This is a genomic window from Vannielia litorea (assembly GCF_900142295.1).
In the GTDB taxonomy this organism is placed as follows: domain Bacteria; phylum Pseudomonadota; class Alphaproteobacteria; order Rhodobacterales; family Rhodobacteraceae; genus Vannielia; species Vannielia litorea.
Map to the genome: position 1 here is coordinate 2,003,987 of NZ_FSRL01000001.1, position 26,841 is coordinate 2,030,827.

A 26,841-nucleotide genomic window follows, 5' to 3' on the forward strand; every position below is an offset into this window, starting at 1 on the left:
TCCTCTAGATCGCCGTCAGCCCGCCGTCGATGGCGAGGGCCTGCCCGGTCATGAATGTGTTGGCGGGGGCGCAAGTCCAGAGCATGGCCTGCACGACCTCGTCCACTGTGGCCACGCGGCCCATCGGCACGCGGGCGGTGATGCGCTGGCGGGTCTGCGCGGCGTCTTCGCCGGTGCGGCTGGCCATGCGGTCGGCCATCTCGGCAAAGAGCGGGGTCTCGGCGAAGGCCGGGCAGAGCGCGTTGACGCGGATGTTGTGACGGGCCAGCTCGTCGGCGGCGGCGCGGGTGAGGCCCACCACGGCATGCTTGGCGGCGGCATAGGCGGCGAGGTGCCCGGCCCCGGTCAGGCCCGCGACGGAGGCAATGTTGAGGATCACGCCCGCGCGGGCCTGCTGCATCGGCGGGACCTGGTGCTTCATGCCCAGAAAGACGCCGCGCGCGTTGACGGCCATGATCCGGTCGAAGTCCCGCGCCTCGGTGCGGGCGAGCGGGGTGAAGGGCTGGCCGAGGCCTGCGTTGTTGATCGCCACGTCGAGCTGGCCGAAATGCCGGAGGGCGGCGGCGACCAGCCCGGCCTGCGCGGCCTCCTCTGTCACGTCGACCCGGCGGGCCAGCACCTCTGCGCCCGCCGCGCGCAGGCTTTCGGCCAGGGTCTCGAGCCCTTTCTCGTCGATGTCGCAGAGCACGAGGCGGGCGCCTTGCGCCGCAAAGCCGCGTGCCGCGCCGGCCCCGAAGCCCGAGGCGGCGCCGGTGATGAGCACCACGCGCCGGGGAGAGGGCCGCTCAGGCATCTGCCGCCGCCTCCAGCCCGGCCTCGGCCAGGCCCGGCACCAGCGCGCCCAGTCGCAGCCCCTTCTCGGGGTTCGAGGCGTTGCCGTCGAGCGCGCGCTTTTTCACGCCCTGGAGGATGCCCGCCATGCGGAAGTTGGCGAAGGCGATGTAGAAGCCGAAACGCGGGATGCCGGTCAGGCCGCGGCGGGCGCAATAGGCCTCGATGAAGGCCGCGTCCTCGGGCAGGCCCTCGGCGGCGCGGTCGAGCCCGGCGAGGCCCCTGCCCTCCGGCCCCGGCGGGCGCTGCCACTGCATGATCACCTGCGCGAGGTCGGCATAGGGGTGGCCGAGAGTGGAAAGCTCCCAGTCGAGCACGGCGGCGACGCGGGGGGCGTCGGGCGCGAAGAGCAGGTTGTCGAGCCGGTAGTCGCCGTGGGTGAGGCAGGTCTGGCCATCGTCGGGCGGCACGTTGGCGTCGAGCCAGGCGATGAGCGCATCCATGGCCGGGATCGTCTCGGTCTCGGAGGCGCGATACTGGGTGGTCCAGCGGTCGATCTGGCGGCGGTAGTAGTTGCCGCTGGGGCCGTAGTCGGCAAGCCCGGTGGCGGCGAGGTCGACTTCGTGGATCGCGGCGAGGACGCGGTTCATCTCGTCGAAGATGGGGCCGCGCGCGTCGGGCGGAAGCTCGGGGAGGTGCGGCAGGTTGAAGTGGCGGCCCTGCACGTGCTCCATGAGGTAGAACTCGGAGCCGATGACGGCCAGATCGTTGCAATAGGCGATCATCCGGGCGACCGGCACCGGGGTTTCGGCCAGCGCCTCTTGCACCCGGTATTCGCGGTCGACCGCATGGGCGGACTTGAGAAGCCGTCCGGGCGGCTTGCGGCGCAGCACCAGATCGCCCTTGGGCGTGGCGAGGCGGAAGGTGGGGTTGGACTGGCCGGTGGGAAACTTCTGCGCGGTGACCGGGCCGGAGAAGCCCGGCACATGGGCGGCGATCCAGCCGCCCACGGCCTCCACGTCGAGCGTGGCGGTATCCGCGCCCGCGCCCACCTAGATCTTCTCGTTGGAATACTTGCGCAGCTCGGCGCGGGCGACCTGGCGGCGGTGCACCGCATCCGGCCCGTCGGCAAAGCGCAGGGTGCGGATCTTGGTCCACATCGCGGCAAGCGGCGTGTCCTGGCTGATACCGGTGCCGCCATGAACCTGCATGGCCTCGTCGACGACCTTGAGCGCCATGAGGGGGGCCACCACCTTGATCTGGCTGATCCAGGGCTGGGCGACGCGGGTGCCCTGGGTATCCATCATCCAGGCAGCCTTGAGGCAGAGCAGGCGGGCCATCTCGATCTCCATCCGGCAATTGGCGATGATGTCGTAATTGGCGCCGAGGTCGACGATCTTTTTCTTGAAGGCCTCGCGGGTCATCGCGCGCTTGCAGAACAGCTCCAGCGCCTTTTCGGCCTGACCGATGGCCCGCATGCAGTGGTGGATGCGGCCCGGCCCGAGGCGGCCCTGTGCCACCTCGAAGCCCCTGCCCCGCCCGAGGATCAGGTCTTCGGGCGCGACGTGGACGTTGGTGAAGCGCAGGTGCATGTGGCCGTGGGGCGCGTCGTCATGGCCGAAGACGTGCATCGGGCGCAGGATCTCGATGCCGGGCGTGTCGGCGGGCAGCACGAACATGGAGTGGCGGGCGTGCTTGTGCGCCTCGGGGTCGGTCTGGGCCATGATGATGTAGACGGCACACCGCGGGTCGCCGGCGCCTGATATCCAGTATTTCTCGCCGTTCAGCACCCAGCCCTCGGCGGTTTCCCTTGCCTCCAGCGCGATGTTGGTGGCGTCGGAGCTGGCCACGCCCGGCTCGGTCATCACGTAGGCGGAGCGGATCTCGCCGTTCAGCAGGGGCTTGAGCCAGCGCTCCTTGTGGGCCGGGCTGCCGTAGCGCTCGAAGACCTCCATGTTGCCGGTGTCGGGCGCCCCGCAGTTGAAGACCTCTGCCGCGATGCCGACCTTGCCCATTTCCTCGGCGAGATAGGCGTATTCGACGGTTGAAAGCCCCTGTCCCTTGTCGCTGTCGGTGAGCCAGAAGTTCCACAGGCCCTTGGCGCGGGCGCTGGCCTTGAGGGTGTCGAGGATTTCAAGCTGGCGGTCGGTGAGCTGGAAGCGGTCGCCCGAGGGATGCTTGCCCACTTCGGCCTCGAACTCGGCGTCGAGCGGCTCGATCTCCTCGCTCACCATTTGCCGGACTTTCGCGGCCAGCTCCTTCACGCGGGGGGTCATCCCGAGGTCCATATCGCTCTCCTTACAGAACTTCGAAGAGGCCGGCGGCCCCCATGCCGCCGCCCACGCACATGGTGGTGACGATGTATCTTGCGCCGCGGCGCTTTCCTTCGATCAGCGCGTGGCCGGTCATGCGAGCGCCCGACATGCCGTAGGGGTGGCCGATGGAGATGGCGCCGCCGTTCACGTTGAGGCGCTCGTCGGGGATGCCGAGCCGGTCGCGGCAGTAGAGCACCTGGCAGGCGAAGGCCTCGTTCAGCTCCCAGAGGTCGATGTCGTCGATTTTCAGGCCATGGGCGGCGAGCAGTTTCGGCACCGCAAAGACCGGGCCGATGCCCATCTCGTCGGGCGCGCAGCCGGCGACGGCCATGCCGACGTAGCGGCCCAGGGGGGTGAGGCCGCGGCGCGCGGCTTCCTTGCCCTCCATCAACATTGCGGCGGATGCACCATCGGACAGTTGCGAGGCATTCCCGGCTGTTATGAAGCGACCTTCATCCAGGTTGATGCCGTTTTCGAACACCGGCTTCAGTCCGGCCAGGCTTTGGGCCGTAGTGTCGGGGCGATTGCCCTCGTCCCGCTCCAGCGTCACCGGGCGGTCGGAAACCTCGCCGGTCTCGCGGTCTTTCACCTTCATCACCGAGGCCAGCGGCACGATCTCGGCCTCGAACCTGCCGGCCTCCTGGGCGGCGGCGGTGCGGGCCTGGCTCCGGGCGGCGTATTCATCCTGCGCCTCGCGGCTGATGCCGTAGCGGGCGGCGACGGTTTCGGCGGTTTCGAGCATGGTCATGTAGATCGCGGGGACGTGCTCGCAGAGCCACGGGTCGGGGTCGCGGCGCATGGCCGGGGTTTGCACCAGCGAGATGGACTCCACCCCCGCGCCCACGGCCATTGGCATGCCGTCGTGGATCACCTGCTTGGCCGCCGTCGCAATCGCCATGAGGCCGGAGGCGCATTGCCGGTCGAGGCTCATGCCGGCCACGGTGTCGGGCAGGCCCGCGCGCAGCGCCGCCTGCCGGGCGATGTTGCCGCCCTGGAAGCCCTGTTGCAGCGCCGCGCCCAGCACCACGTCGCCGACCTCGCCCGGCTCGACGCCTGCGCGGGCGACGGCCTGGGCAATCGCGTGGCCCGCCAGCGCCTGCGGCGTGGTGGCGTTGAAGGCCCCGCGATAGGCCTTGCCGATGGGGGTGCGGGCGGTGGAGACGATGAGGGCGTCGCGCATGGGGTCTGCTTTCCTTCCTACTCGGGCCGCTCAGGCGGCGACATCGGTGTAGCGCCGCAGCAGCCAGCGGGCGGCGAGCACCGGGCGGGCCGCGCCCTCGGCTTCGACGGTTGCATCCCACGCCAGGGCGACGACCCGATTTGGCAGCTCGCGCACCTCGGCCAGCGTGAAGCGGGCGCGGATGCGGGCGCCCGAGGGCACCGGCGCGAGAAAGCGGATGCGGTCGAAGCCGTAGTTCACGCCCATGCCCGCCGGATCGAGCCGGGGCTGGGCATCCTGGGCCATGGCCGAGAGCATCGAGAGCGTCAGGAAGCCGTGGGCGATGGTGGAGCCGAAGGGGGTTTGCGCGGCGCGGGCCGGGTCGGTGTGGATGAACTGGTGGTCGCCGGTGAGCTCGGCGAAGGCGTCGATCAGCGGCTGGTCGATGGTGAACCAGCGGGAAACGCCCAGCTCCTCGCCGGCGCGGGTTTTCAGCTCGTCCAGGGTCACGGCTTGCCCTCGGCGAAGATGTCGGGGCCGGTCTGCACGTTGATGCCGCCGGAGACGGGGAGGATGGCGCCGGTGACATAGCCGCCGCCGGGGCCGCAGAGGTAGAGCAGTGCGGCGGCGATATCCTCCGGGCGGCCGACGCGGCCGAGCGGCACCTGGGCGCCGACGCGGGCGCGCATCTCGTCGTCGCCGGTGGCGAAGGCGGTCATCTTGCTGACGAAGGGGCCGGGGGCGAGGGCGTTGACGGTGATCCGGCTGGCGGCGAGTTCCTTGGCGAGGATGCGGGTCAGGTGGTGCACGGCGGCCTTGGAGGCGGCGTAGGAATAGGCATCATCGCCCATCGGCACCTCGCCCATGACCGAGCCGGTGTTGACCACGCGGGCGGGGTCATCATCGGTGGCGGCGGCGCGCAGGAGCGGGAGCAGGCTGCGCGTGAGCTCGAAGAGGCCGGCGACGTTGAGGCTCATCACCTTTTCCCAGGCGGCGTGGGGAAAGTCGGAGAGCGGTGCGCCCCAGCTGCGGCCGGCGTTGTTGAACAGGATGTGGAGGCGCCCGGTGCGGGCCTGCACCTGAGCCGCCAGCGCGGCCACACCCTCGGCGGTGGAGACATCGCCCGCGAAGCCCTCGGCCTGCCCGGGGGTGCCCAGCGCGTTGAGCCGGGCGGCGACGGCCTCGCAGGCCTCGCCCCGGCGGGAGGCGAGCAGCACGCGCGCGCCGGCCCGCACCAGCCCCTCGGCGGCCATCTCGCCGATGCCGGAAGAGCCCCCGGTGACGAGGGCGATCTTGCCGCCTAGGTCGAACAGATTGGCCGGTGTCATCACCGCCGTCCCTCCCGAGTTGCCGGGTTCTCCGCCTTGCCTGCTCGCAGGGCGCGCCCGTTTCGCAATGCAGAATACAATTCCGCACATTCTTGACAAGCCCGCCCCGCCCCCTGTCTGCTCTGCCGGAGGGAGGAGCACGATGAGCGATCTTTTCGATCTGACGGGCAAGGTGGCGCTGGTGACCGGCTCGACGCGGGGCATTGGCCGGGCGATTGCGGAGGCACTGGTGGCGCGGGGGGCGCGGGTGGTGATCTCGTCGCGCAAGGCCGATGCCTGCGCGCGGGTCGCGGGCGAGATCGGGCCGGCGGCGGTGCCGATGGCCTGCAACATCTCGGATGACAGGGCGATCGAGGCGCTGGTGGCGGGCTGCGAGGCGCAGCTCGGGCCGCCGGACATCCTCGTGTGCAACGCGGCGGTGAACCCCTACATGGGGCCGTTTCTCGACACGCCGGACGACGCCTTCGACAAGACCGTGGCGGTGAACATCCGGGCCAACATGCGGCTGTGCAAGCAGGTCATTCCGGAGATGCAGGCGAAGGGCGGCGGGGCCATCGTGATCGTGAGTTCCATCGCGGCCTTCAAGGGCTCGGAGCAGCTGGGCATCTACGCGGTGACCAAGGCCGCCGACACGCAGATCGTGCGCAACCTCGCGGTGGCCTACGGGGCCGACAACATCAGGGTGAACGGGATCGCCCCCGCCGTGGTGAAGACCGATTTCGCCCGCGCACTCCACGAAGACTCGGAGCGGGCGCGGAAGACGGCGGAAAGCTATGCGCTGAAGCGGCTCGGCGAGCCGGAGGATATTGCCGGGGTGGCGGTGATGCTGGCCTCGCGGGCGGGGGCCTGGATGACCGGGCAGACGCTGATCGTGGATGGCGGCTGGTCGGCGATGGGCTGAGCGCGGGTCGGGTGCGACCGGGCGCCGCCCCACGTGGCCCGGCCCCGACCTTGGGAGGTGTTGCGGGGCCGCGCCCTCCGCGCCTAGGCTGACGACAAACGCGGCGAGGAGGCCGCGACAGAGGGAGGAGCGGCCATGGAAGGCCTGATGATGCATCGTCCGCTGCGGATCGCGGACATCCTGGCCCATACGGCGCAGATCTTTCCCGACGAGGGGATCGTCTCGCGCCGGACGGAGGGCGACATCCATCGCCAGAGCTACCCCGAAACCGCCGTGCGGGTGGCGAAGCTCGCCCATGCCCTGCGCGCGCTTGGCGTCCGGCCGGGCGACCGGGTGGCGACGCTGGCGTGGAACGGCTACCGGCATTTCGAGCTTTACTACGCGATCAGCGGAATCGGCGCGGTGTGCCACACCATCAACCCGCGGCTCTCGGCCGAGCAGATGGGCTACATCGTGACCCACGCGGGCGACAGCCTGCTGTTCTTCGACACCACCTTCCTGCCGATCATCGAGGGACTGGCGCCGCAGTTTCCCGAGAGCCTGCGTTACGTGGCGATGGTGGACGAGCAGAAGCACCCCGAGAGCCGGGTGGAGTGCCTGAACTACGAGGCGCTGCTGGCGGGCCAGCCCGCGCATTTCGACTGGCCGGAGTTCGACGAGACCACCGCCGCCGCGCTCTGTTACACGTCCGGAACAACAGGCAACCCCAAGGGCACGCTCTACTCGCACCGCTCGACGGTGCTGCACGCGCTTTGCACCGCGATCAGCCTGCCGAAGGTGCTGCGCGAGGGCAGCCGGATCCTGCCGGTCGTGCCGCTCTTCCATGTCAACGCCTGGGGGCTGCCCTATTCGGCGCCGCTCACCGGGGCCTCGCTGGTGATGCCCGGTCCGGGGCTCGACGGGCCTTCGCTGTTTTCGCTGATGGACAGCGAGCGGGTCTACTCGGCCTGGGGCGTGCCGACGGTCTGGCTGGGCCTGCAACGGGAGATCGAGGCGCAGGGGCGGCTGCCGGAGGGTTTTGGCCACCTCGTCGTGGGCGGCTCGGCGGCACCGCGGGCGATGATCGAGGGGTTCGAGACCCGGGGCGTGGATGTGTGCCACGCCTGGGGCATGACCGAGATGAGCCCGATCGGGACGATCGGCAACCTGCCGCCCCGACTGGCCGACCGGCCACTCGCCGAAAAGCTCGACGTCAAGCAGAAGCAGGGCCGCCGGGCCTTTGGGGTGGACATGAAGCTCGTCGGAGAGGATGGCGCCGAGCTGCCGCAGGACGGAAAGGCCACGGGCGAGCTTTTCGTGCGGGGCAACACCATCGCGGCGGGCTATTACGACAATGCCGAGGCCAGCGCCGAGGCGATCGACGCGGAGGGCTGGTTCGGCACCGGCGACATTGCCCGGATCACCCCCGACGGGGTGCTCTCGATCACCGACCGGACGAAGGATCTCATCAAGTCGGGCGGCGAGTGGATCAGCTCGATCGACATGGAGAACGTGGTGATGGGCCATCCGCAGGTCACCAATTGCGCCGCCATTGCCGTGCCCCATGAAAAATGGGGCGAGCGCCCGATGCTGGTGGTGGTGCCCAAGGGCGAGGCCCCGGAGCCGCAGGCGTTGCGCGATCTGCTCGCGCCGCACTTCGCCAGCTGGCAGCTGCCGGATGACATTCTCTTCGTCGAGGAGCTGCCGCTGACGGCGACCGGCAAGGTCTCCAAGCTCACGCTGCGGCGGCAATATGCGGCGGGCCGCTGAACCGCGGAACCTGACCTCTGCGTGAACAAACGCACAAAGGGCTTGGGTTTCGGGCCCGTTTTGGGCATGTTCCCCCAAAATTTACGCCCAAGGTTCGAGTGACATGAAGAGACGAGACTTTATTGCCGGCAGTGCTGCGCTGCTTGGCGGCACCTTTGTGGCCGGGGCCCCTGCCCTTGCCTTTGACGAGACCCTCAAGCCCTACGGACTGCCGATCGAGCTGCTGCCGCATTACGTGAACGTGTCGGAAGACCTGGCGCCGCAGGAAATTCATGTCAGCCCGAGCCGGTTTGCGCTGTTTCTCACCCTCGGGGGCGGCCGCGCGATCCGCTATACCTGCGGCATCGGCCGCCCGGGGCTCTACGAGCCGGGCACCTTTTTCGTGGGGGCGCGCAAGCAGTGGCCGGCCTGGACGCCGACGCCCGACATGATCGAGCGCGACCCCGCGCAGTACAAGCGGTTCGAGGACGGCATGCCCGGCGGCCCGGCCAACCCGCTCGGTGCCCGCGCGCTCTACCTCTTCAAGCCGCAGATCGGCGATACCTTCCTGCGCATCCATGGCACCAACGACCCGCGGACCATCGGCAAGCGGGTGTCGAACGGCTGCGCGCGGCTGGTGAACAACCAGATCGTGCACCTCTACCGGCGCACCCCGATGAACGCCAAGGTGGTGCTCTACCCCGCTTCCGAGAACGGCGGCGTGGACCTCTCGGCCGAACCGGAAGTGACCCGCGGCTGATCTGCCTGGCTAGGGTTGCTTCGGGGCGATGTCGAGCTCGCCGGCGGTGAGCACGGGAGAGGCGTCGATGTCTTCGGCGTCGAGCATCGCGGCCACCCGCTCCAGCGAGGCCAGCAGCTGCGCCTGCTCCCAGTCCAGCATCTGGCTGAAGGCGGTGACGAAGCGCTGCTGAAGCGCGTCGGGCGCGTTGATCAGGGCGGCGCGCCCCGCATGCGAGATGGTGACGTTGGTCTGCCGCCGGTCCGTTTCGGATTTCTGGCGGGTAACGTGCCCGGTGGCTTGCAGCTTGTCGATGATGGCGGTGACCGTGGCCTGGGACACGCCCATCTGCACCGAAAGCGCCTTGGGCGTTGCGCTGCCCTCGGGATGAAAGGCGAGAATCTGCAGGACTCGCAGCTGCGCCGGGGTCACGCCGGCCTCGGCCGCCAGCTCGCGGTCGTACTGGGTGATCGCACGCAGGATGCGCCTGAGGGCGATCAGGCTTTCATCCACGCGGTCTGGGGCGGCCTCTGTCATTGCCAGAGAGTGCCACGGGGCTCAAATTCACTTCAATCCCCAAAGTATCGCGCCCGGAGTGCTTAGGCCGACTTAGGAGATTGGCGGGAAACATGCTACGCCTTCCGCCCAAATGGTACAACATGTAGCGGCAAAACATGAAGTTTCGGTGAAATTTTACTTAGGATGTTGAAATACCCCCGGTGGCGCTTTACTTAGAGGCCCGAAGCATATGAGGACCAAAGCGAATGCCGAAAGACATGACAGCCCCCTGCACGCGCGCGCCGCGCCTGCGCAAACCCCGGAAGACCGACGGGGCCGAGATCTGGGCGCTTGTCAAAGCCTGCAAGCCGCTCGACGAGAACTCCATGTATGCCAACCTGATCCAGGCCGACCACTTTCGCGATACCTGCGTGGTCGCCGAGCTGGAGGGCGAACTCGTGGGCTGGATCTCGGGCCACATGATCCCCGACAGCGACGAGCTCTTTGTCTGGCAGGTGGCCGTCAGCCCCAAGGCGCGGGGGCTCGGGCTAGGCAAGACCATGCTTCTGGAGTTGATCGGGCGCGATGCCTGCGAGGCCGCCGACCACCTCAAGACCACGATCACCAAGGACAATGCCGCCTCCTGGGGGCTGTTTCGCAGCTTTGCCCGCGAGATCGGCGGCACCCTGACCGATGCGCCCCACTTCGAGAGCGGCGCGCATTTCGACGGTCATCACGACACCGAACACATGGTGACGATCAGCCTGCCCTCCCCCGGTGCGCTGGCGCGCGCGGCCTGATCGACCTCTCCCCAACAGACCGGACCAGATCCCGAAAGGATTCCTCATGCCCAAGGACATGACAGAGACCGCTGACATCTTCACACGCCGCGAGAGCGCGGCCCGTTCCTATTGCCGCGGGATGCCCGCGATGTTTGCCAAGGGCCGCGGCTCGGAGCTGATCGACGCCGACGGCAAGGCCTGGATCGACTTCCTGGCCGGCTGTTCGTCGCTGAACTACGGCCACAACGACCCCGACATGAAGGCCGCGCTGGTGGAGCATATCACCGGCGACGGCATCGCCCACGGGCTCGACCTGCACACCAGCACCAAGGCCGCCTTCATCGAGGCCTTCGAGCGCCACATCCTCGCGCCGCGCGACATGGATCACCGGATCATGTTCACCGGCCCGACCGGCGCGAACGCGGTGGAAGCGGCGATGAAGATCGCCCGCAAGGTCACTGGCCACAGCAATATCATCGCCTTCACCAACGGCTTTCACGGCGTGACGATGGGGGCGCTGGCGGCCACCGGCAACGGCTATCACCGGGGCGGCGCGGCGATGGACCTCGCCGGCGTGACCCGGATGCCGTTTGACGGCTACTTCGGCGAGGGCGTGGATACCGCGGCGCAGCTGGAGCAGATGCTCTCTGACGCCTCGGGCGGCGTGGACGCGCCCGCCGCGATCATCCTGGAGACCGTGCAGGGCGAAGGCGGGCTCAATGCCGCCAGCCCCGAGTGGGTGCGCCATATCGCGGCGATCGCCCGCAAGCACGGCGCCCTGCTCATCATCGACGACATCCAGGCTGGCTGCGGCCGGACCGGCACCTTCTTCTCCTTCGAGGAGATGGGCGTGACGCCGGATATCGTGACGATGGCCAAGAGCCTCTCGGGATTCGGCCTGCCCTTCGCCGCCCTCCTGGTGCGCCCGGAGCACGACGTGTTCGGCCCCGCCGAGCACAACGGCACCTTCCGGGGCAACACCCATGCCTTCGTGACCGCCCGCGTGGCGATCGAGAAGTTCTGGGCCGACGAGGCCTTCGAGCAGGAGCTGGCCGAGAAGCAGCGGCTGATCCTGGACCGGCTGGCCGAGCTTGCCGTGCTGGTGCCGGGCGCCACGCTCAAGGGCCGTGGCCTGATGCAGGGCGTCGACGTGGGCTCGGGCGAGCTTGCCAGCGCGATCTGCGCCCGCGCCTACGAGTTGGGCCTCGTCATCGAGACCTCGGGCAACGAGGACCAGGTGGTGAAGGTGCTGGCCCCTCTCACAACCCCCGTCGAGACCTTCAACGAAGGCTTCGACATCCTGCTGACCGCCGCCCGTGGCGTGCTGGACAGCGCAGCCAAGATTGCAGCGGAGTGAACCGATGATTGTCAGGGATTTCAACGAGATCGTGAAAAACGAGCGCGACCGCGTGGTGAATGACGCGAAGTGGAGCTCGGTGCGGATGCTGCTGGCGCAGGACGGCATGGGGTTTTCGTTTCACATCACCTTTCTCGAGGCCGGCTCGGAGCACACTTTCGAGTACAAGAACCACTTCGAGAGCGTCTATTGCATGCAAGGCTCCGGCTCGATCACCGATCTGGCCACCGGCGAGACCCATGCGATCAGGCCGGGCGTCATGTATGCGCTCGACAAGCACGACCGGCACACCCTGCGGGCCGATGAGGAGCTGGTGATGGCCTGCTGCTTCAACCCTCCGGTGACCGGCACCGAGGTGCACCGCGAGGACGGCTCCTATGCGCCGGCCGAGGAGGCCGTGGAGGCCTGAGATGACCCATACGGTTGAAAAGATCGGCGGCACCTCGATGGACCGAATTCACGAGCTGCGCGACACGCTCATCCTTGGAGGGCGCGGCACGGAGGGGCTTTATGGCCGGGTCTTCGTGGTCTCGGCCTTCGGCGGCATCACCAACCTGCTGCTGGAGCACAAGAAGACCGGCGAGCCCGGTGTCTATGCCGCCTATGCCCGCGACGACGACGCCTTGGGCGAGGGCTGGGAGGCGCGGCTGAGCGCCGTGGCCGAGGCCATGCGCGGCGCCAACGCCCGCGTGCTGGACCACGGCGAGGACCGTGCCACGGCGGATGCCTTCGTGGACGACCGCATCCAGGGCGCGCGCACCAGCCTGCTGAACCTGCGCCGGCTCTGCCGCCACGGGCACTTCCGGCTGTCGGAGAACCTCGCGCACACCCGCGAATTGCTGGCCGGGCTGGGCGAGGCGCATTCGGCCCATGTCACCACACTGCTGCTGCAGCGCGCCGGGGTGAAGGCGCGGTTCATCGACCTTTCGGGCTGGCGCGATGAGGGCGGGCTGGACCTGGCCGAGCGGATCACCACCGGGCTCAAGGGCGTTGACGTTGCCCGCGAGATGCCCATCGTCACCGGCTACGCGCAATGCCGCGAAGGGCTGATGAGCGAGTTCGACCGGGGCTATTCGGAAGTGACCTTCTCGCAGCTTGCCGCGCTCACCGGCGCCCGCGAAGCGATCATTCACAAGGAGTTCCACCTCTCCTCGGCCGATCCCAACCTGGTCGGGCCGGGTGCTGCCCGCAAGCTCGGGCGCACCAATTACGACGTGGCCGACCAGCTTTCGAACCTCGGGATGGAGGCGATCCACCCCAAGGCGGCCAAGACCCTGCGCCAGGCCGAGGTGCCGCTGCGGGTGACCAATGCCTTCGAGCCGGAAGACCCCGGCACGCTGATCGACGACCACCCCGCCGAGAGCCCGGCGGTGGAGATCGTCACCGGGCTGAAGCTCTATGCCTTCGAGCTCTTCGAGCAGGACATGGTGGGCGTGAAGGGCTACGACGCCGCAATCCTCGAGGCGCTGACCCGCCACAGGGTGCGGATCGTCTCGAAGGTCTCCAACGCCAACACCATCACCCATTACGTCGACACCTCGCCCAAGGTGCTGCGCCGGGTCGAGAAGGACCTCGCCGCGCGCTACCCCTCTGCCGAGATCTCGGCACGGGCCGTGGCCATCGCCTCGGCCATCGGGCGCGATCTGGCGGGCCTTTCGGTGCTGACGCGGGGCCTTCAGGCGATTGCCGGGGCGGGGCTGGAGGCCATCGGCGCCACCCAGGGCCCGCGCAACGTGGATGTTCAGTTCGTGCTCGAGCGCGATGACCTCGACCCGGCCATCTCGGCGCTGCATCATGCGCTGGTGGAGGCGGGATCGGAGCGCCTGGCCCGCGCCGCCTGAGCGGCGGACCGGCCCGGTCTCGGGGTTTCAGGAGCCAGCCGCCCGTTCGGGCCGACTGGCTCCGGCGTTCAGAGGCCCAGAAGCGGCCGCGCGAAGACGACGAGCAGGCCGACAGCGATCAGCACCAGCCGCCACGGCCCGAGCCGCCTGCGGATCAGGCCGAGCGACATCAGCCCCAGGGCCAGCGCGATCTGCAGGGCGGTGACGATGGCCAGGAACGGCGTGGCGGTGAGCCCGATGAGCGCGGGGTTGGCGATCATCGCCAGCGGAATGATGTAGAGCCCGAAGCCCAGGGTCATTGCGGTGACAGCGACCTTGAGCCAGTTCTCCCCGATCATCCCCGCCGCGATGAAGACCGCGCCGCAGACGGGGGGCGTGATGGTCGAGAGCAGCGCGAACCAGAACACGAAGAGATGGGCCTGCAGCAGGTCGAGCCCGAGCTCGCGCAGGGCGGGGCCGGCGACCGACACGCAAATGACGTAGGCCGCCGTGGTGGGCACTTCCATGCCCAGCACGAGGCAGGCCAGCGCCGTCAGCAGCAGGGCGGGCCAGAGCATGCCGCCTGCGCCCGACAGGATCAGCGAGGTGATCTTGACGCCGAGCCCGGTGATGGCCAGCACGCCGATGATGATCGAGGCGCAGATGATGATCGCCGCGATCATCGACACCTGCCGCGCGGCGTTGACGAAGGCGCTCTCGATCCGCTCCGCCGTGCCGCGCCAGCTGCCGAGGCCCCTGGCGTTGAAAAAGAGCAGCGCAAAGGCCGCGAGGATCGCGAGGCTGGCCGCGTATTGCGGCGTGACCCGGATCACGAAGAGCCCGACGAGGAGCACGGCGAAGGGGATGGCGAAGAAGGCGGAGGTGACCAGCACTTCGCGCCAGCCCGGCGCCTCGGAGGCGTCGATGCCCTTGAGGTCGTAGCGGCTGGCGTAGGCATCGACCCCGATCCACACCGCGACGAAGTAGAGGATTGCGGGCAGCAGGGCCGCGGCCATGATCTGGGTGTAGGGCACGCCGGTGAGCTCGACCATCACGAAGGCCCCTGCCCCCATCAGCGGCGGCATGATCTGGCCGCCCGAGGAGGCCACCGCCTCGACCGCCGCGGCGAGCCGCTTGGGGTAGCCCAGCCGGGTCATCGCGGGCAGGGTGATCGCGCCGGTGGAGGCGACGTTGGCCGAGGCCGAGCCGGAGATCGAGCCGAAGAGCGCCGAGGAGAGGACCGAGACCTTGGCCGCGCCGCCGCGCAGCCGGCCCGCCGCCGCGGAGGCGAGGTTCATGAACCCCTGCCCCGCCTCGCCCGCGTTGAGCACCGCGCCGAAGATGACGAAGATCGCCACCACGTTCACCGAAACGCCGGTCAGGCTGCCCCAGATGCCGCCCTCGGCGATGGTCAGCGTGCCGAGAAAGCTGCGCAGCGGCGTGCCGGAATGGCCGAACTCGCCCGGAATATGCTGGCCGAAGAGGCCGTAGAGCAGCGCCAGGAGCGCCACCAGCGGCAGCGGCCAGCCGATGGCCCGGCGCGCCGCCTCGAGCACGACGCCGAGCAGCACCACCGCCACGGCCACCTGGAAGCCCGACTCGATGAAGCCGTACTGGTCGCCCAGCCGCTCGCTCGAGAGTGCGACCCAGAGCGCCGCGCCGACCCCCACCACCGTGAGGGCGATGCCGCTGATGCGCCGCCACCCGGACTGCCCCGGGACCAGCAGGATCCACGGCAGGGCAAGGGCCAGGTGCACCGGGCGCGAGATCAGGTTGGGCACCAGCCCCGAAAACACGAGACCGAGATGGAATACGACCAGGACGGTCGCCAGCAGGAAGGCAGCGAGGCGCATGTCGGGAGTCCGATGGTTTGGGGAGCAAGGCGGTGGTGGCGGGCGGCCAAAGCGGCGCCCGCCAACCGCGCCGGATCACTTTTGAGCGTCGCTCAGGGCGATGCCGGCTTCTTCGTAGTAGCGCAGCGCGCCGGGATGGAACTTGACCTCGACGGCCTCCATCAGCGTGGGGTCGACACCGGCCCACCAGGGCGCGATCTCGGCCATGCGGTCGCGCTCTTCCCAGAAGGTCCTGGTGAGCTGGTAGGCCACCTCGTCGCTCATCTTGGTGGTGGTGAAGGCGGCGACCGGCAGGGAGGTGGTGACGATGTCGGCGTCCTGCCCGGCATAGGTGCCGGCCGGAATCACCAGCCGGGTGCGGCCGGTCTGGGCGATCTGCTCGTAGCTCAGCGACAGCACGGTGACGCCGGTGCTGGCGGCGGCCTCGATCACGTTGGGCGCGGGCCAGGAGCCTGCGGTGACGAAGCCGTCGATCTGCCCGTTCTTCAGCGCGTCATTGGCGTTCGACAGCTCGGCATCGGCGAGGTTGACCTTGCCGGTCAGTCCGAAGAGCTCGAGATACTTCTCGCCTTCCGTTGCCCCGAAAGAGCCCTTGCCCAGAAGCACCGTCTTGCCCTCCATGCCGGCGAGATCGGTCACGCCGCTCGCCTCGGACATCACGAAGTGCATGGTCAGCGAGGGGATCGGAAAGAGCGCGCGGATCTCGTCGAAGGCCGGGTCGCCCTTGCCTTCGAAGGCACCAGCGCCCGCCTGGGCCGCGCCCACGAGCGCCGGCGGGGTGGTGAAGACAAAGTCGCCGCCGCGGGCGCGGACTTCCATCACGTTCTGCACCGAGCCCTGGCTCTCCTCGATGGTGACGATCATGCCGCCATCGGTGCCGGCCTTCACGGCCTCGGCGATCTCGACGCCCATCTGGTAGTAGGACGAGCCGGACTTGGCCGACTTGTAGGTGATACGCTCCTGGGCCTGCGCCAGTGGCGCAGCCGCGATCAGTGTCGCGGCGACGGCCGCGAGGGTCTTGAGTTGCATTGAGGTCCTCCCTTGGGTGTCAGACAGATGCCGGCCTACCCGGCCGACGTGGTTTTTGCACTGCTGCCAGGAAACGACAGCACCGCGAGATCGGGTTCGGCGAAACTCTTGGTGATATGCGCACGCAGCGCGGCCTCGCCGGCGGCCACGTCGCCCTTCAGCGCGAAATCCTTCAGGGCCCCATGCTCGCGCGGGCTGCGCACCAGCCAGTCGGGCCGGGACGAGGTGTTCTGCGCATAGGCCATCAGCCTGTAGCGCCGGGTCAGATCGTAGAGCGTGGCCACGGTGTCGATCAACCGGGGCGAGCCGCAATTGCCGATCAGCGCGAAGTGGAACTGCCGGTTGCGGTCGTCCCACTCGACGGCGAAGGCGCGCGGGTCGCTGCCCATGTCGGCTTCGACCTCGCTCAGGGTGTGGTGGCAGGCCACCACGGAGGCGCGCCAGTCGGCATCGCTGCGCTCCATCGACCAGCGGAAGCCGAGACATTCGAGCTCGGCGCGCAGACGGGTCGTGTCGCGCAGCTCCTCGAGGGAGGAGGCGAGCACCCGGTAGCCCTTGTTGCCCTCGGCCTGCACGTAGCCCTCGCCCGCCAGCAGCGCCAGCGCCTCGCGGATCGAGGGGTGGGAGACCTTCCGCTCGCGCTTGAGACCCTCGATGTTGAGCCGGCTGTTGGGCTCCAGGATGCCGAGTGCAATGTCGCGCCGGATCTGAGCGGCCAGCTGGTGCACCACGGTGCTGCCCGCGGCCGACTTGCGGATCTCGGTCATCGCGCCTGCCCTCCCTTCATGCACCGAGCCTCGCCACCGGGCCGGGCGAAGGCGACAGGCCCTGCGGACGCAGGTTGCTGGCCCCGCCGTCCACCGCGATGGTCTGGCCGGTCATGAAGCTCGCCTCGTCGGAGGTGAGCAGTGCGGCGAAGCGGGCGATTTCCTCGACCTTGGCAACCCGGCCGGAGGGCGTTTCGGCCTGCCAGAAGGCGCGTTGCGCGGGGTCGTGCATGCCGCCGGTATCGACGGCGCCGGGCGCCAGGACGTTGACCCGGATCCGGTGCGGTGCCAGTTCCACCGCCATCGCGCGCGACCATGCCCCGAGCGCCGCCTTCGACATCGCATAGGCCGCCCGGTTGGGCACGCCGATCTGGCCGTGGATCGACGAGATGAAGAGGATCTTGCCGCCGGTCTCGCGCATGCCCGCGGCGACCTTCTGCGACACCCGGACCGCGCCCAGCAGGTTGACCTCGAAGTGGCGGGCGATGTCGTCCTCGGTCAGCTCCAGCACGTTGCCGCCCGACAGGTAGCCCGCAGCGCAGATCAGCGCATCGACCGATCCATGGCGGCGCGCCACGAGGTCGAGGGCCTCGGCCACGGAAGCGTCGCTGCGAATGTCGGTTTCGATGAACGCGACCCCGTCCAGCTCGGCGGGGTGCAGGTCGAGCACGACGACACGGCGCCCCTTGTCGATGAGACGCTCCGCAATCGCGCGCCCGATACGGCCTGCGCCCCCCACGAGCAGTGTGAGCGATCCGTCCGGGGTGTCTTGCGGCTGGGTCATCGCGGACCTTTAATGAGCATATCAAAACGACTTTCATCATATGATTTGACGGATTGTCAATTATCTTTCGGCGACGGATGGCGCGCGGCAGCCCTTGGGCCGGACCTTGGCTTGCTCTCCGCCTCTCCGGCAGGACGCATCATTGCCGCCTGTCGCGCCCATGGGGCAGCGAAAGGCGATGAGTGCCAATGGCCGCTTTCGCCGGGAAATCCGGGGCATGCCGCAAGAGCCGCGCGCTCCGCAGAGAGAGAGCGAACGGGCGGATCGGCTGCGCTGCACGGCGCTGGCACGGCAGGGCGAAACCGCGCGGCGGTGCCGGGCGCTGACACGGTCATGCCGGCTTGCATCTCCTCGCTTGGACTTCTAGTATACTAGTCAGCATTTCAGGGTGTCCCATGACCACATCTCCAAGAGTCCTCATCGCCGGCACCGGCTTTGCCGGTGAAGGCCATGCGCAAGCCTTTCGCGCCGCCGGTGCCGAGGTTGTCGGCATCGTCGGGCGCACGCCCCATGTGGTGGAGGAGGTCGCGGGACGGCTCGGCATTGCCCATGGCGGCACCGACTGGGCCGAGGCGCTCAGGCTCTGCAAACCCGACATCGTCTCGATCGGCACGCCCGGCGGCGCGCATTTCGAGCCGATCCGGCAGGCGATCGAGGCCGGGTGCCACGTGTTCTGCGACAAGCCGATGACCGAGAGCGGGCAGACGGCGGTGGCCCTGCGCGACCTGGCGGCGGCGAAAGGCGTGAAGACGGCCTATGCCGCCAGCTACCGCTACACGCCGAGCGTTCAGCACGCCAGGGCGCTGGTGGAGGCGGGTGCCATCGGCGAGCCCACCGAGATCGAATGCATCTCGCATTTCAACCTCGAGCGGAACATCCCCTTCGGCTGGTCGCACCGCCGGGCCGATGGCGGCGGGCGGCTGAACAACAACTTCACCCACACGCTCTCCATCGCCTGCGCAGTGGTGGGCGAAAGGATCCTCTCGGTCATGGGCGAGGTGCGCGACGACCTGGGCCGCGCGCCCATCGTGGAGGGGGTGCACAACTTTGCCACGCGGCGCGACTTCATCCCGCGCGATCTCGACGACCCGGCGCTGCAATGGGGCGAGAGCGACGTGGAGTGGAGCTACACGGTGCTGGCGCGGCTGGAGAGCCCCCTGGCCCGGCAGCCGGTTTCGGTGCTGTTCAAGCATGGCGGGCTGGTGCCGCGCTTTCACGAGGATCACATCGTGTTTTACGGCACCGGGGGGGCGATCTACATCAAGGGGCACTACGGCAGCCGGGAGCTTTACCTGCGCGGCGCGAATGGCGACTGGCAGGAGCAGGCGCTGCCCGAGGAGATCGCGGCGCGCCTGCCGCAGGTGGAGGGCGAAACCGAGCTCTGCTGGCACATCCTGGCGCGGGATTTCGTGGACGATATCCGGGGCGAGGCGGTGTCGCCCTACCCCACCTTCCGCGACGGCGCGGAATACCAGCAGATCATCGACGTGATCCGCGCAAACGCGGGCTGGACGGACGTGGCCAGCCTGAGCTGAGCCTTTTCGGGGAGGAAACCCAAGTGAAAATCACCGATGCACAGGTCTTCGTGGGCGGGCCGGGCAAGAACTACGTGACGCTCAAGATCATGACCGACCAGGGGATCTACGGGCTGGGCGATGCCTCGCTGAACAACCGAGAGACCCTGCCCGCGGCCTACCTGCGCGACTATCTCGTGCCCAACCTCATCGGGATGGACCCGCGCAACTCCGAGGATATCTGGCAGTTCTTCTATCGCGGCGCCTATTTCCGGCGCGGCCCCATCGCCATGGCAGCCTTCGGCGCGATCGACATGGCGCTGTGGGACATCAAGGGCAAGCTGGCGAACCTGCCGCTCTACCAGCTCTTCGGCGGCAAGAGCCGGGAGGGGGCGATGTGCTATGCCCATGCCACCGGCTCCGACCTCGAAGACCTGATGGACAGCATCAGCCACTACGTCGAACAGGGCTACAAGGCGGTGCGGGTGCAATGCGGCATCCCCGGCATGCCGACGGCGAGCTACGCGGTGCCCGAGGCGCCGGGCGAGGGCAAGCATTACATCACCGATTTCTCCGGCATCCGCCCCAAGGTGGAGACATGGGACACCGGCAAGTACATGCGCTACATGCCCGGCGCGCTGATGGAGATCCGCGACCGCTTCGGCCCCGACCTGCACCTGCTGCATGACGTCCACCACCGGCTCACCCCGCGCGAGGCGGCGGAATTCGCCAAGGCGGTGGAGCCTGCGGGGCTGTTCTGGCTCGAAGACCCGACGCCGGCCGAGGACCAGGCCGCGCTGCGGCTGCTGCGCCAGCATTCCACCGTGCCGGTGGCGATCGGCGAGGTGTTCAACTCGGTCTTCGAGTGCAACAGGCTGATCGAGGAAGAGCTGATCGACTTCATCCGCGTGGCCGTCACCTATGCCGGCGGGATCACCCATGTGAAGCGAATCGTCGACCTCGCCGGGCTGCACCACGTGCGCACCGGCTTTCACGGCGCGCCCAGCCACTCGCCGCTCTGCATGGCCGCGCAGGCGCATCTCAACGCCTGGGCGCCGAACTTCGGCATCCAGGAATACCTCGTGCTGGGCACGGAGGAATGCGACGCGCTGTTCCCCTCGGAGCACCGGTTGGAGAACGGCATGGTCCACGTGTCGGACGCGCCGGGCCTTGGGGTGGACTTTGACGAGGGGGAAGCCGCGCGCTACGAGTACAAGCCCGGCAGTCACCCGGTCGTGCGGCTGGAGGACGGCACGATGTGGAACTACTGAGCCCGATCGCCCTGCGCCCTGCAAGGCCGGAGGATGCCCCCGCGCTGGCCCTCATCCATCGCGGCGCCCGCACGGAGGCCATGCCCTGGCTGCCGGTGCTGCATGGGGTCGAGGGCCTGCAGGGTTACCTGCGCGACCGGGTGATCCCGACGCAGGAGGTCTGGGTGGCCTGTGACGGCGAGACGGCGGTGGGCTTCATCGCCATCAAGGGCGACTGGATCGACCACCTCTACATCGCGCCCTCGCACTGGCATCAGGGGATCGGCACGGCGCTCTTGGCGAAGGCCAGGGCAGCGTCGCCCTTCCTCCGGCTTTGGACCTTTCAAGGCAACGCCATGGCGCGCGCCTTCTACGCCCGCCACGGCTTCGAGGAGGTCGAGCTGACGAATGGGGCTGGCAACGAAGAGCAGACGCCGGATGTGCGGATGGAGTGGCGGGCGCTGTCAGGCTAGGGGACCGCCCTGAAACCGCCCGTATGGAGCAGCGAAGGGCCAAGATCCTCCAGCCCCAGCACCCCCAGCATCCCGAGGTCGGCCCGCAGCTGCACCCGCATCAGCGCGATGGCATGGGCCACTCCGGCCTCGCCCGCCACGGCGGCGGCGTAGTTCATCGGGCGGCCGATGAAGGTGAAGGCCGCGCCGAGCGCCATGGCCTTGAGGATATCGGTGCCGCGCAGGATGCCGCCGTCGATCATCACCGCCATGTCGCCCGCCCGCTCCAGGGCCGCGCCCAGCACCCGCAGCGGGGCCACGGCGCCATCGAGCTGGCGGCCGCCGTGGTTGGAGAGGATCACCCCCTCGGCCCCCAGCGCCCTGGCGCGGGCCACGTCATCGGGGTGGAGGATGCCCTTGAGCACCATGCGACCCGTCCAGAGCTTGCGGACCTCTGCCAACAGCTCCCAGCTCAGGAACTCCCGCCCCGAGAAATCCCGCACCGCCTGCCGGGAGAGCAGTGGCGCGCCGCGGGTGGCGGTGGCGTTCTCGAAATGGGGCGGCCCGTTTTGCAGGTAGGTCCGCAGGAAGGTGCCGAGCGCCCAGCGCGGGTGGCTCATGCCCTGCCAGAGCAGCGCGAGGTTGGGGCGCAGCGGCGTGCGGTAGCCCGACCGCAGGTTGTTCTCGCGGCTGGGCACCACGGCGCTGTCGAGGGTGACGACGAGGGTTTCGACCCCGGCGCGGGCGACCCGCTCCAGCAGCGCCGCGATATCGGAGAGGTGCTGCGGAAAATAGGCCTGGTACCACACGTCGGGAGCCTCGGCCGTGATCTCCTCGAGCGGGATCAGCGAGGCGGCGCTGACGATCATCGGGATGCAGGCCGCGCGGGCGGCGCGGGCGAGCACGAGGTCGCCCCGGTAGGCGGTGAGGGCCGAAACCCCCATGGGGGCGATGCCGAAGGGCATGGCGAAGCCCAGCCCCATGACCCGCGTGGCGAGGCTGCGGGGGGAGACATCGACGCCGACGCGGGGCAGCAGGCCGATCTCGGAAAAGGCCGCGCGATTGTCGGCCAGGGAAGCGTTGGTCTCGGCCGCGCCGGAGACATAGCCGAAGATCGGCCTCGGCAGGTGGCGGCGGGCCAGCGGCTCGAAGTCTTCCAGTGCGTAGATGCGGGCAAGCGCCCTGCCCCGGCCGATCATGGCCCCCATGCCCCTGCGGTTGCGCTCATCCCTGCCTCCCTCTCGCGGCCAGCATAGGGTGGCACTCCGGGGGAGGCCAGGCGGCGCCGCGCGTGCCGGGTCTCATCCGGCGCGCGTCGCCTGCCACGTCTTGTAGCGCTCCTGCACCTCCGGGTCGGTGGGCGGGTAGAGGCCGATGATCGGATGGCCTGCGCGGACCTGCTCCAGCACGAAGCTCTCGAACTCCTCCATCGGCAGGGCCTCTGCCGCGACCTCGTCGGCCAGGTGGCGCGGGATCACCATCACCCCGTCGCCATCGCCCAGCAGGATGTCGCCGGGATAGACCGCGACCTCGCCGCAGGCGATGGGCAGGCCGATGTCGACCGCGTGGTGCTTGGTCAGGTTGGTGGGGGCCGAGGGCTTGCCGGCGTAGACCGGCATGGCCAGCGCGGCGGCCCCTTCGGCATCGCGCACGCCGCCATCGGTGACGACACCGGCGCAGCCGCGCATCTCGAGTCGGGTGAGCAGGATCGAGCCGGCGGAGGCCGCGGAGGCATCGCCGCGGCAGTCCATCACCAGCACCGCGCCCTCGGGGCATTGCTCGACGGCCAGGCGCTGCGGGTGGTCGCGCTCGCGGAAGGCCTCGATCGGGTCGGTGTCGGGCCGGGCGGGGATGTAGCGCAGGGTGAAGGCCGGGCCGACCATGGTGGGCTTGCCGGGCGCCAGCGGCATCGCGCCCTGGATATAGGCGTTCATGTAGCCGCGCTTGTAGAGCAGCGTCGCCACCGTGGCGGTGCTGGCCTGGCGCAGCTTCTCGAGCGTGCCGGGGTCGAGGGCGATGGTTTCGGCTGGCGCGGGGTTGGCCATGGGGCCTCCTCTGGGATTGGCAGGCAGGGGCAAGGACGGGCGCCGCGCCGCTCCCCGAGGGCGCGGCGCGGCCAGGCGGCAGGCGGGCCGCCCTGCCCTAGCCGCGTTCGAGCTTCAGGAAGTAGTCGTAGATCTCGGGCACGTTGCCCTCGCCCAGCCCGGCGGCCACGGCGGCCTCGAGGTTGTGCGAGGTGCCCTCGGCGATCTCGGCGCGGGTGCCGAGGTCTTCGGCCATCTCGAGGAAATAGCCCAGATCCTTGTTGGCGTTGTTGATCGAGAAGCCCAGGTCGCTCACCCCGTCCACGGCGTAGTTCTTGCAAAAGCCCATGAAGGGCGAGTTGGAGGGGCCGGTGGACATGATCTCGTAGAGCTGTGCCCGGTCGACCCCGGCGCGCTCGGCCACGGCGAAGGCCTGGCTCATGGTGCAGACGGTGGTCATGCCCATGAAGTTGTTGATGAGCTTGGTGGTATGCCCCGCGCCCAGCGCGCCCAGGTAGAAGACGTTCTCGCCCTGCTCGTCGAGCACCGGCTTGACCTTCTCGAAGGTCTCCTTGTCGCCCGCGGCCATGATGTTGAGCAGCCCGTCCTTGGCGTGGGCGGGCGTGCGGCCCAGGGGCGCGTCGATCATGCCGGCGCCCATCGAGGCGAGATCGGCGCCGATGCGGCGGGTGGAGGCGGGGATCGAGGTGCCGTAGTCGATCAGCACCGCGCCCTCCTTGATGCCGGCGATGATGCCATCGTCGCCGTAGACGACCTTTTCGACCACGTCGGAGGTGGTGAGGCAGAGCATGACGATATCGACGCTCTCGGCCAGCTCGCGGGGCGTTGCGGCCTCACGGGCGTTGCCGCGATCGAGCACGGCCTTCACCGCGTCCTTGTTCAGATCCATGACGACCAGCTCGTAGCCGCGCTTCTGAAGGTTCTCCACCATGTTGCCGCCCATGAGGCCGAGGCCGATGAAGCCGATGACAGGTTTGGACATGCCGTGCACTCCCTTGTAATTGTTTGAATATCCGGAAATCAGAGAAAGTCTTCGCGGTGCGGTGTGAAGACATCCAGCAGCGTGCCCGCCTCGAGACAGGTGGCGCCGTGCACGACGTTGGGCTGCTTGTAGAGCGAGTCCCCCGGCCCGACGACATAGGTCTTGTCACCGATGGTGAACTCGAAGCGGCCCGAGATCACATAGGTGATCTGCTCGTGCGGGTGGTGGTGGGGCGCGAAGTTGGCGCCCTTCTCGAAGTGCACCTCGACGATCATCGCGTTGTCGGCATAGGCGCCAACCCTGCGGGTCAGCCCGCCGCCGGCATCGAAGAGCTCGGTCTCGCTGGCAGGAAAGTGGTTTTTCACGGTCATTCGGGTCTCCTGCGGTCGGCGTCAGGTGTTGGCGAGTTTCTTCATGACGACCTTGAAGGTGTTCTCGTCGGCGTCGGAGAAGTAGAGGTCGGCGTCGTAGCCCTGGTCGTCCATGAAGTTGAAGATCCGGCGCGGCTCGCTCAGCTTGTAGGGCACCAGCAGGGTGGCGATGCGGTGGCGGGTGGCGGCCGGATATTGCGCGTGCAGGCAGGTGCTGACCGGCAGGCCCTCGTAATCGGCCGGGTCCACGCCGGGAAAGCCGGTTTCCTGGCTGAGCTGCGGCTTGCCCGCCTCCGACCAGACGACCTGGCCGTAGAAGCCCGCGCGTTGGCCGGTGTAGCGGAAGGAGGTCTTGCCCAGCTCGTATTCGCCGTTGGCGTGCAGCAGCCAGTCGACGGTCACCGGGGTTTTCGCATCGACCTTGTCGACGATCACGAAGTAGCTGTTCTGCACGAAATACACCTCGCGCTCGGCCAGGGTGACCTCGGGCGAGAGGCTCTGGTAGGCGGCGGTGGCATCGCCCTTGATGTAGATGTGATCCTCACGCTGCTCGGCGGCGAGGATGCGGCCGGTGGCGGCCATGGCCTTGGTCTTGTCCTTTTCGGCGTATTGCCCCTTGCCGTTGATCAGGATCGCGTTCTTGGAGCGGGTCTGCCGCCGCCAGAGACGGTGCATGGAGGAGTTGAAGGCCACGTAGTAGCCCGACTGGATCGCCAGATCCTCGCCATAGGCCGACAGGCAGAAGGCGTTCTGGTCGCCGTGGCTGTGGCTGATCGAGCCGAAGCGGGAGGACTTGAAGACGAAGTGGATGTGCTCGTCGGGATCGGCCATCGCGTGCTGGATGCCGACCCAGCCGATGCCGCGGAAGTGGCGGAAGCCGCTCTCGGGCGCGGTGGCCTCGACCTGCGGGTAATCGGTGAGATAGGTCAGCTCGTCGAAATTGGTGTCCCACCAGCCCCAGTTGTAGAAGGCGCCCTCGGTGCCCGGGTTCAGCCGGGCCAGCTCCTCGTGATACCACTGGTAGGCGCCGTTGCCGGTGACGCCCGCGTACTGGCGCAGGTTGATGCCGGTCTTGATGCAGGGCAGGTCGCCTTGCGTGCTGTCGTCGCCGAAGGTGGCGCGGCGGGTGTTGGGCGCCTTGCAGAACAGCGGGAAATCCCCGGTGTTGCGGAAGAAGGGGCGCTTGTAGAGGTCGATTCCGGCGAAGCTCTTCAGCCGGTTGGCGGCCTCGATGAGATAGGCCATGCCCATCATCCAGTAATTTGTGCCCTCGGCCCAGCCGCCATCGGCATCGCCCCAGGGCGAGTAGAGCCCGGCGAGAAACTCGATGCAGTAGTGCAGCCAGCCCCGCGCCTCGTCGGCCTCGTCGTCGCCCAGAAGCGCGATGCAGGCCGGGATCAGGGTGAGGGAGACGGAGCGGACGGCGTGGCTGTCGTAGGGAAAGAGGTGGATCTTGGCGTTGACGATGGCGTGCTCGGCGATGTCGCGGGTGCGCGCCAGCAGCGCGGCGCGGACACGGGCGCGCTCGTCCTCGGTCATCTGGTCGTGGAGCCAGTCGTAGCCCCAGGCCAGCGCGTTGGTGACGCGATAGGCCCATTCATCGGTATAGGCGCGTGAGGTCACGCCCATCGGATCCCAGGAGGCGGCCTCGAGCAGCCAGGCCTTGGCGCGGGCGAGCATCGCCTCGTCGCCGGTGACCTGCCCGCCGATGGCGAGATGGCGCACGGCGTAGAGCAGCTCCTGCAGCTCGATGTAGGTCTGCCGCCAGACCGGCGCGGTGCGCTGGTGGCCGGGGTAGCCCGCCGGCTCGGTCATCACCTCGCGGTCCATCCAGGGCAGCACGGATCTTTCGTAGAAGGTCGCCCAGCTGCAATGGTCCGGGTCGGCCTTCACCGCCTTGCGGAACTCGGCCAGCCGGTCGGGGGTGAGCCAGAGCCGGGGGTGGGCTGTGGTGGTGCCCTTCAGCCGGTCGTCGCGCGAGGGCAGCGGGCTCTCGGGGAGCCCCTCCTCCAGGGTGAAGCTGCGGGTGCTGCTCCAGCTGCTGGCGGGCTTGCCGGTGGAGGGGTCGCAGACGGCGTAGGACCAGTGCCAGGTGCCGGGGGCCAGCACCTTGTCGGGCGTGAAGAAGTTCAGCGGGATCTGCGCGAAGGTCAGCGTGTCCCTGGCGGGAAACCTGGGGTCGGTCGACAGCCGCAGCACATAGGTGGCCTCGTCCTCGATCACCGGCAGCCAGGTGAAGCGCGGCGGATTCTCGACGACCTCGCTTGCGGCGTCGGGGGCGTACTGGACGGTCAGTCGGCCGGCCTTGGGCTCGTCGAGCGCGGGGATCGTCGTTGCGGACATGAGGGGGCCTTCTGTCTGTCGGGAGGAAGAGAGGGGTGGCGGGCGCGACGCCT

Annotated in this window: 26 protein-coding genes; 10 read left to right on the forward strand and 16 right to left on the reverse strand. The window is 68.7% G+C overall.

Going from position 1 to position 26,841, the window contains the following annotated elements; translation table 11 throughout:
* Positions 1 to 4: 4 nt before the first annotated feature.
* Genes BUR94_RS09930 through BUR94_RS09955 form a run of 6 tightly spaced genes read right to left on the reverse strand, consistent with a single transcriptional unit; the run spans position 5 to position 5,573 of the window.
* Positions 5 to 793: an SDR family NAD(P)-dependent oxidoreductase gene (locus BUR94_RS09930; protein WP_074256092.1), complete on the reverse strand. Its 789-nt coding sequence runs from the start codon at positions 791 to 793 to the stop codon at positions 5 to 7.
* A complete protein-coding gene (locus tag BUR94_RS09935) occupies positions 786 to 1,823 on the reverse strand; it encodes a phosphotransferase family protein (protein ID WP_074256093.1) in 1,038 nt (345 codons plus the stop codon). Before BUR94_RS09935 ends, BUR94_RS09930 begins: the two co-directional genes overlap by 8 nt.
* On the reverse strand, positions 1,824 to 3,059 hold the full coding sequence (locus BUR94_RS09940; protein WP_074256094.1) for an acyl-CoA dehydrogenase family protein: 1,236 nt from the start codon (positions 3,057 to 3,059) through the stop codon (positions 1,824 to 1,826).
* A gap of 10 nt (positions 3,060 to 3,069) precedes the next feature.
* Positions 3,070 to 4,266 (reverse strand): acetyl-CoA C-acyltransferase, encoded by a 1,197-nt coding sequence (locus BUR94_RS09945; RefSeq protein ID WP_074256095.1) that lies wholly within the window; start codon positions 4,264 to 4,266, stop codon positions 3,070 to 3,072.
* 30 nt (positions 4,267 to 4,296) lie between these two features.
* Positions 4,297 to 4,755: a MaoC family dehydratase gene (locus BUR94_RS09950; RefSeq protein ID WP_074256096.1), complete on the reverse strand. Its 459-nt coding sequence runs from the start codon at positions 4,753 to 4,755 to the stop codon at positions 4,297 to 4,299.
* Positions 4,752 to 5,573 carry an SDR family oxidoreductase gene (locus tag BUR94_RS09955; protein WP_074256097.1) on the reverse strand — a complete coding sequence of 274 codons (822 nt, stop codon included), beginning with the start codon at positions 5,571 to 5,573 and terminating at the stop codon, positions 4,752 to 4,754. Before BUR94_RS09955 ends, BUR94_RS09950 begins: the two co-directional genes overlap by 4 nt.
* A 142-nt stretch (positions 5,574 to 5,715) precedes the next feature.
* On the opposite strand from BUR94_RS09955, the gene BUR94_RS09960 reads away from it, so the two are divergent.
* The 3 genes from BUR94_RS09960 (at position 5,716) to BUR94_RS09970 (ending at position 8,962) form a co-directional block, all read left to right on the forward strand.
* Entirely contained in the window at positions 5,716 to 6,474 is a 759-nt protein-coding gene (locus BUR94_RS09960; protein WP_074256098.1) for an SDR family NAD(P)-dependent oxidoreductase, read from the forward strand.
* A gap of 135 nt (positions 6,475 to 6,609) precedes the next feature.
* Entirely contained in the window at positions 6,610 to 8,223 is a 1,614-nt protein-coding gene (locus BUR94_RS09965) for a long-chain fatty acid--CoA ligase (RefSeq protein WP_074256099.1), read from the forward strand.
* A 103-nt stretch (positions 8,224 to 8,326) separates the two neighbouring features.
* Positions 8,327 to 8,962, forward strand: coding sequence for a L,D-transpeptidase (locus BUR94_RS09970; protein ID WP_074256100.1), 636 nt, complete (start codon positions 8,327 to 8,329; stop codon positions 8,960 to 8,962).
* A 9-nt stretch (positions 8,963 to 8,971) separates the two neighbouring features.
* On the opposite strand, the gene BUR94_RS09975 is transcribed toward BUR94_RS09970, so the two are convergent.
* Positions 8,972 to 9,478 carry a MarR family winged helix-turn-helix transcriptional regulator gene (locus tag BUR94_RS09975; protein WP_074256101.1) on the reverse strand — a complete coding sequence of 169 codons (507 nt, stop codon included), beginning with the start codon at positions 9,476 to 9,478 and terminating at the stop codon, positions 8,972 to 8,974.
* A 227-nt stretch (positions 9,479 to 9,705) separates the two neighbouring features.
* Between BUR94_RS09975 and ectA the strand changes: the two genes are divergently transcribed.
* From ectA to BUR94_RS09995, 4 genes are read left to right on the forward strand one after another with little or no spacing between them, the layout of a single operon-like run.
* Positions 9,706 to 10,239, forward strand: coding sequence for a diaminobutyrate acetyltransferase (gene ectA, locus BUR94_RS09980; protein WP_074256102.1), 534 nt, complete (start codon positions 9,706 to 9,708; stop codon positions 10,237 to 10,239).
* 46 nt (positions 10,240 to 10,285) lie between these two features.
* Positions 10,286 to 11,578, forward strand: coding sequence for a diaminobutyrate--2-oxoglutarate transaminase (gene ectB, locus BUR94_RS09985; protein ID WP_074256103.1), 1,293 nt, complete (start codon positions 10,286 to 10,288; stop codon positions 11,576 to 11,578).
* A 4-nt stretch (positions 11,579 to 11,582) separates the two neighbouring features.
* On the forward strand, positions 11,583 to 11,987 hold the full coding sequence (locus BUR94_RS09990) for an ectoine synthase (protein ID WP_074256104.1): 405 nt from the start codon (positions 11,583 to 11,585) through the stop codon (positions 11,985 to 11,987).
* A gap of 1 nt (position 11,988) precedes the next feature.
* A complete protein-coding gene (locus BUR94_RS09995; RefSeq protein ID WP_074256105.1) occupies positions 11,989 to 13,419 on the forward strand; it encodes an aspartate kinase in 1,431 nt (476 codons plus the stop codon).
* 68 nt (positions 13,420 to 13,487) lie between these two features.
* Here the strand turns inward: BUR94_RS09995 and BUR94_RS10000 are convergent, their stop codons facing one another.
* The 4 genes from BUR94_RS10000 to BUR94_RS10015 form a co-directional block, all read right to left on the reverse strand.
* The gene (locus BUR94_RS10000) at positions 13,488 to 15,251 is read right to left on the reverse strand and encodes a TRAP transporter permease (RefSeq protein WP_074256106.1); all 1,764 of its coding nucleotides are present in this window, start codon (positions 15,249 to 15,251) and stop codon (positions 13,488 to 13,490) included.
* Between the two features lie 75 nt (positions 15,252 to 15,326).
* Positions 15,327 to 16,280, reverse strand: a complete 954-nt coding sequence (locus BUR94_RS10005) for a TAXI family TRAP transporter solute-binding subunit (RefSeq protein ID WP_074256107.1) — start codon at positions 16,278 to 16,280, stop codon at positions 15,327 to 15,329.
* Between the two features lie 35 nt (positions 16,281 to 16,315).
* Entirely contained in the window at positions 16,316 to 17,047 is a 732-nt protein-coding gene (locus tag BUR94_RS10010) for a GntR family transcriptional regulator (RefSeq protein WP_074256108.1), read from the reverse strand.
* A gap of 16 nt (positions 17,048 to 17,063) precedes the next feature.
* Positions 17,064 to 17,831 (reverse strand): SDR family NAD(P)-dependent oxidoreductase, encoded by a 768-nt coding sequence (locus tag BUR94_RS10015; protein WP_074256109.1) that lies wholly within the window; start codon positions 17,829 to 17,831, stop codon positions 17,064 to 17,066.
* Between the two features lie 395 nt (positions 17,832 to 18,226).
* On the opposite strand from BUR94_RS10015, the gene BUR94_RS10020 reads away from it, so the two are divergent.
* Genes BUR94_RS10020 through BUR94_RS10030 form a run of 3 tightly spaced genes read left to right on the forward strand, consistent with a single transcriptional unit; the run spans position 18,227 to position 21,068 of the window.
* Positions 18,227 to 19,366 carry a Gfo/Idh/MocA family protein gene (locus BUR94_RS10020; RefSeq protein WP_074256110.1) on the forward strand — a complete coding sequence of 380 codons (1,140 nt, stop codon included), beginning with the start codon at positions 18,227 to 18,229 and terminating at the stop codon, positions 19,364 to 19,366.
* Positions 19,367 to 19,389: 23 nt separating this feature from the next.
* A complete protein-coding gene (gene manD / locus BUR94_RS10025; RefSeq protein ID WP_074256111.1) occupies positions 19,390 to 20,616 on the forward strand; it encodes a D-mannonate dehydratase ManD in 1,227 nt (408 codons plus the stop codon).
* Positions 20,604 to 21,068, forward strand: coding sequence for a GNAT family N-acetyltransferase (locus BUR94_RS10030; protein WP_084192980.1), 465 nt, complete (start codon positions 20,604 to 20,606; stop codon positions 21,066 to 21,068). Before manD ends, BUR94_RS10030 begins: the two co-directional genes overlap by 13 nt.
* Here BUR94_RS10030 and BUR94_RS10035 read toward each other — a convergent pair.
* The 5 genes from BUR94_RS10035 to BUR94_RS10055 form a co-directional block, all read right to left on the reverse strand.
* Positions 21,065 to 22,246 (reverse strand): alpha-hydroxy acid oxidase, encoded by a 1,182-nt coding sequence (locus BUR94_RS10035; RefSeq protein ID WP_217694045.1) that lies wholly within the window; start codon positions 22,244 to 22,246, stop codon positions 21,065 to 21,067. The two genes, BUR94_RS10030 and BUR94_RS10035, sit on opposite strands and share 4 nt — an antisense overlap.
* A gap of 102 nt (positions 22,247 to 22,348) precedes the next feature.
* Positions 22,349 to 23,092 carry a ribonuclease activity regulator RraA gene (locus BUR94_RS10040; RefSeq protein WP_074256113.1) on the reverse strand — a complete coding sequence of 248 codons (744 nt, stop codon included), beginning with the start codon at positions 23,090 to 23,092 and terminating at the stop codon, positions 22,349 to 22,351.
* A 97-nt stretch (positions 23,093 to 23,189) separates the two neighbouring features.
* Positions 23,190 to 24,074 (reverse strand): NAD(P)-dependent oxidoreductase, encoded by an 885-nt coding sequence (locus BUR94_RS10045; protein ID WP_074256114.1) that lies wholly within the window; start codon positions 24,072 to 24,074, stop codon positions 23,190 to 23,192.
* A gap of 38 nt (positions 24,075 to 24,112) precedes the next feature.
* Entirely contained in the window at positions 24,113 to 24,445 is a 333-nt protein-coding gene (locus tag BUR94_RS10050) for a cupin domain-containing protein (RefSeq protein WP_074256115.1), read from the reverse strand.
* Between the two features lie 21 nt (positions 24,446 to 24,466).
* Positions 24,467 to 26,788, reverse strand: a complete 2,322-nt coding sequence (locus BUR94_RS10055; RefSeq protein WP_074256116.1) for a DUF4962 domain-containing protein — start codon at positions 26,786 to 26,788, stop codon at positions 24,467 to 24,469.
* Positions 26,789 to 26,841 lie beyond the last annotated feature (53 nt).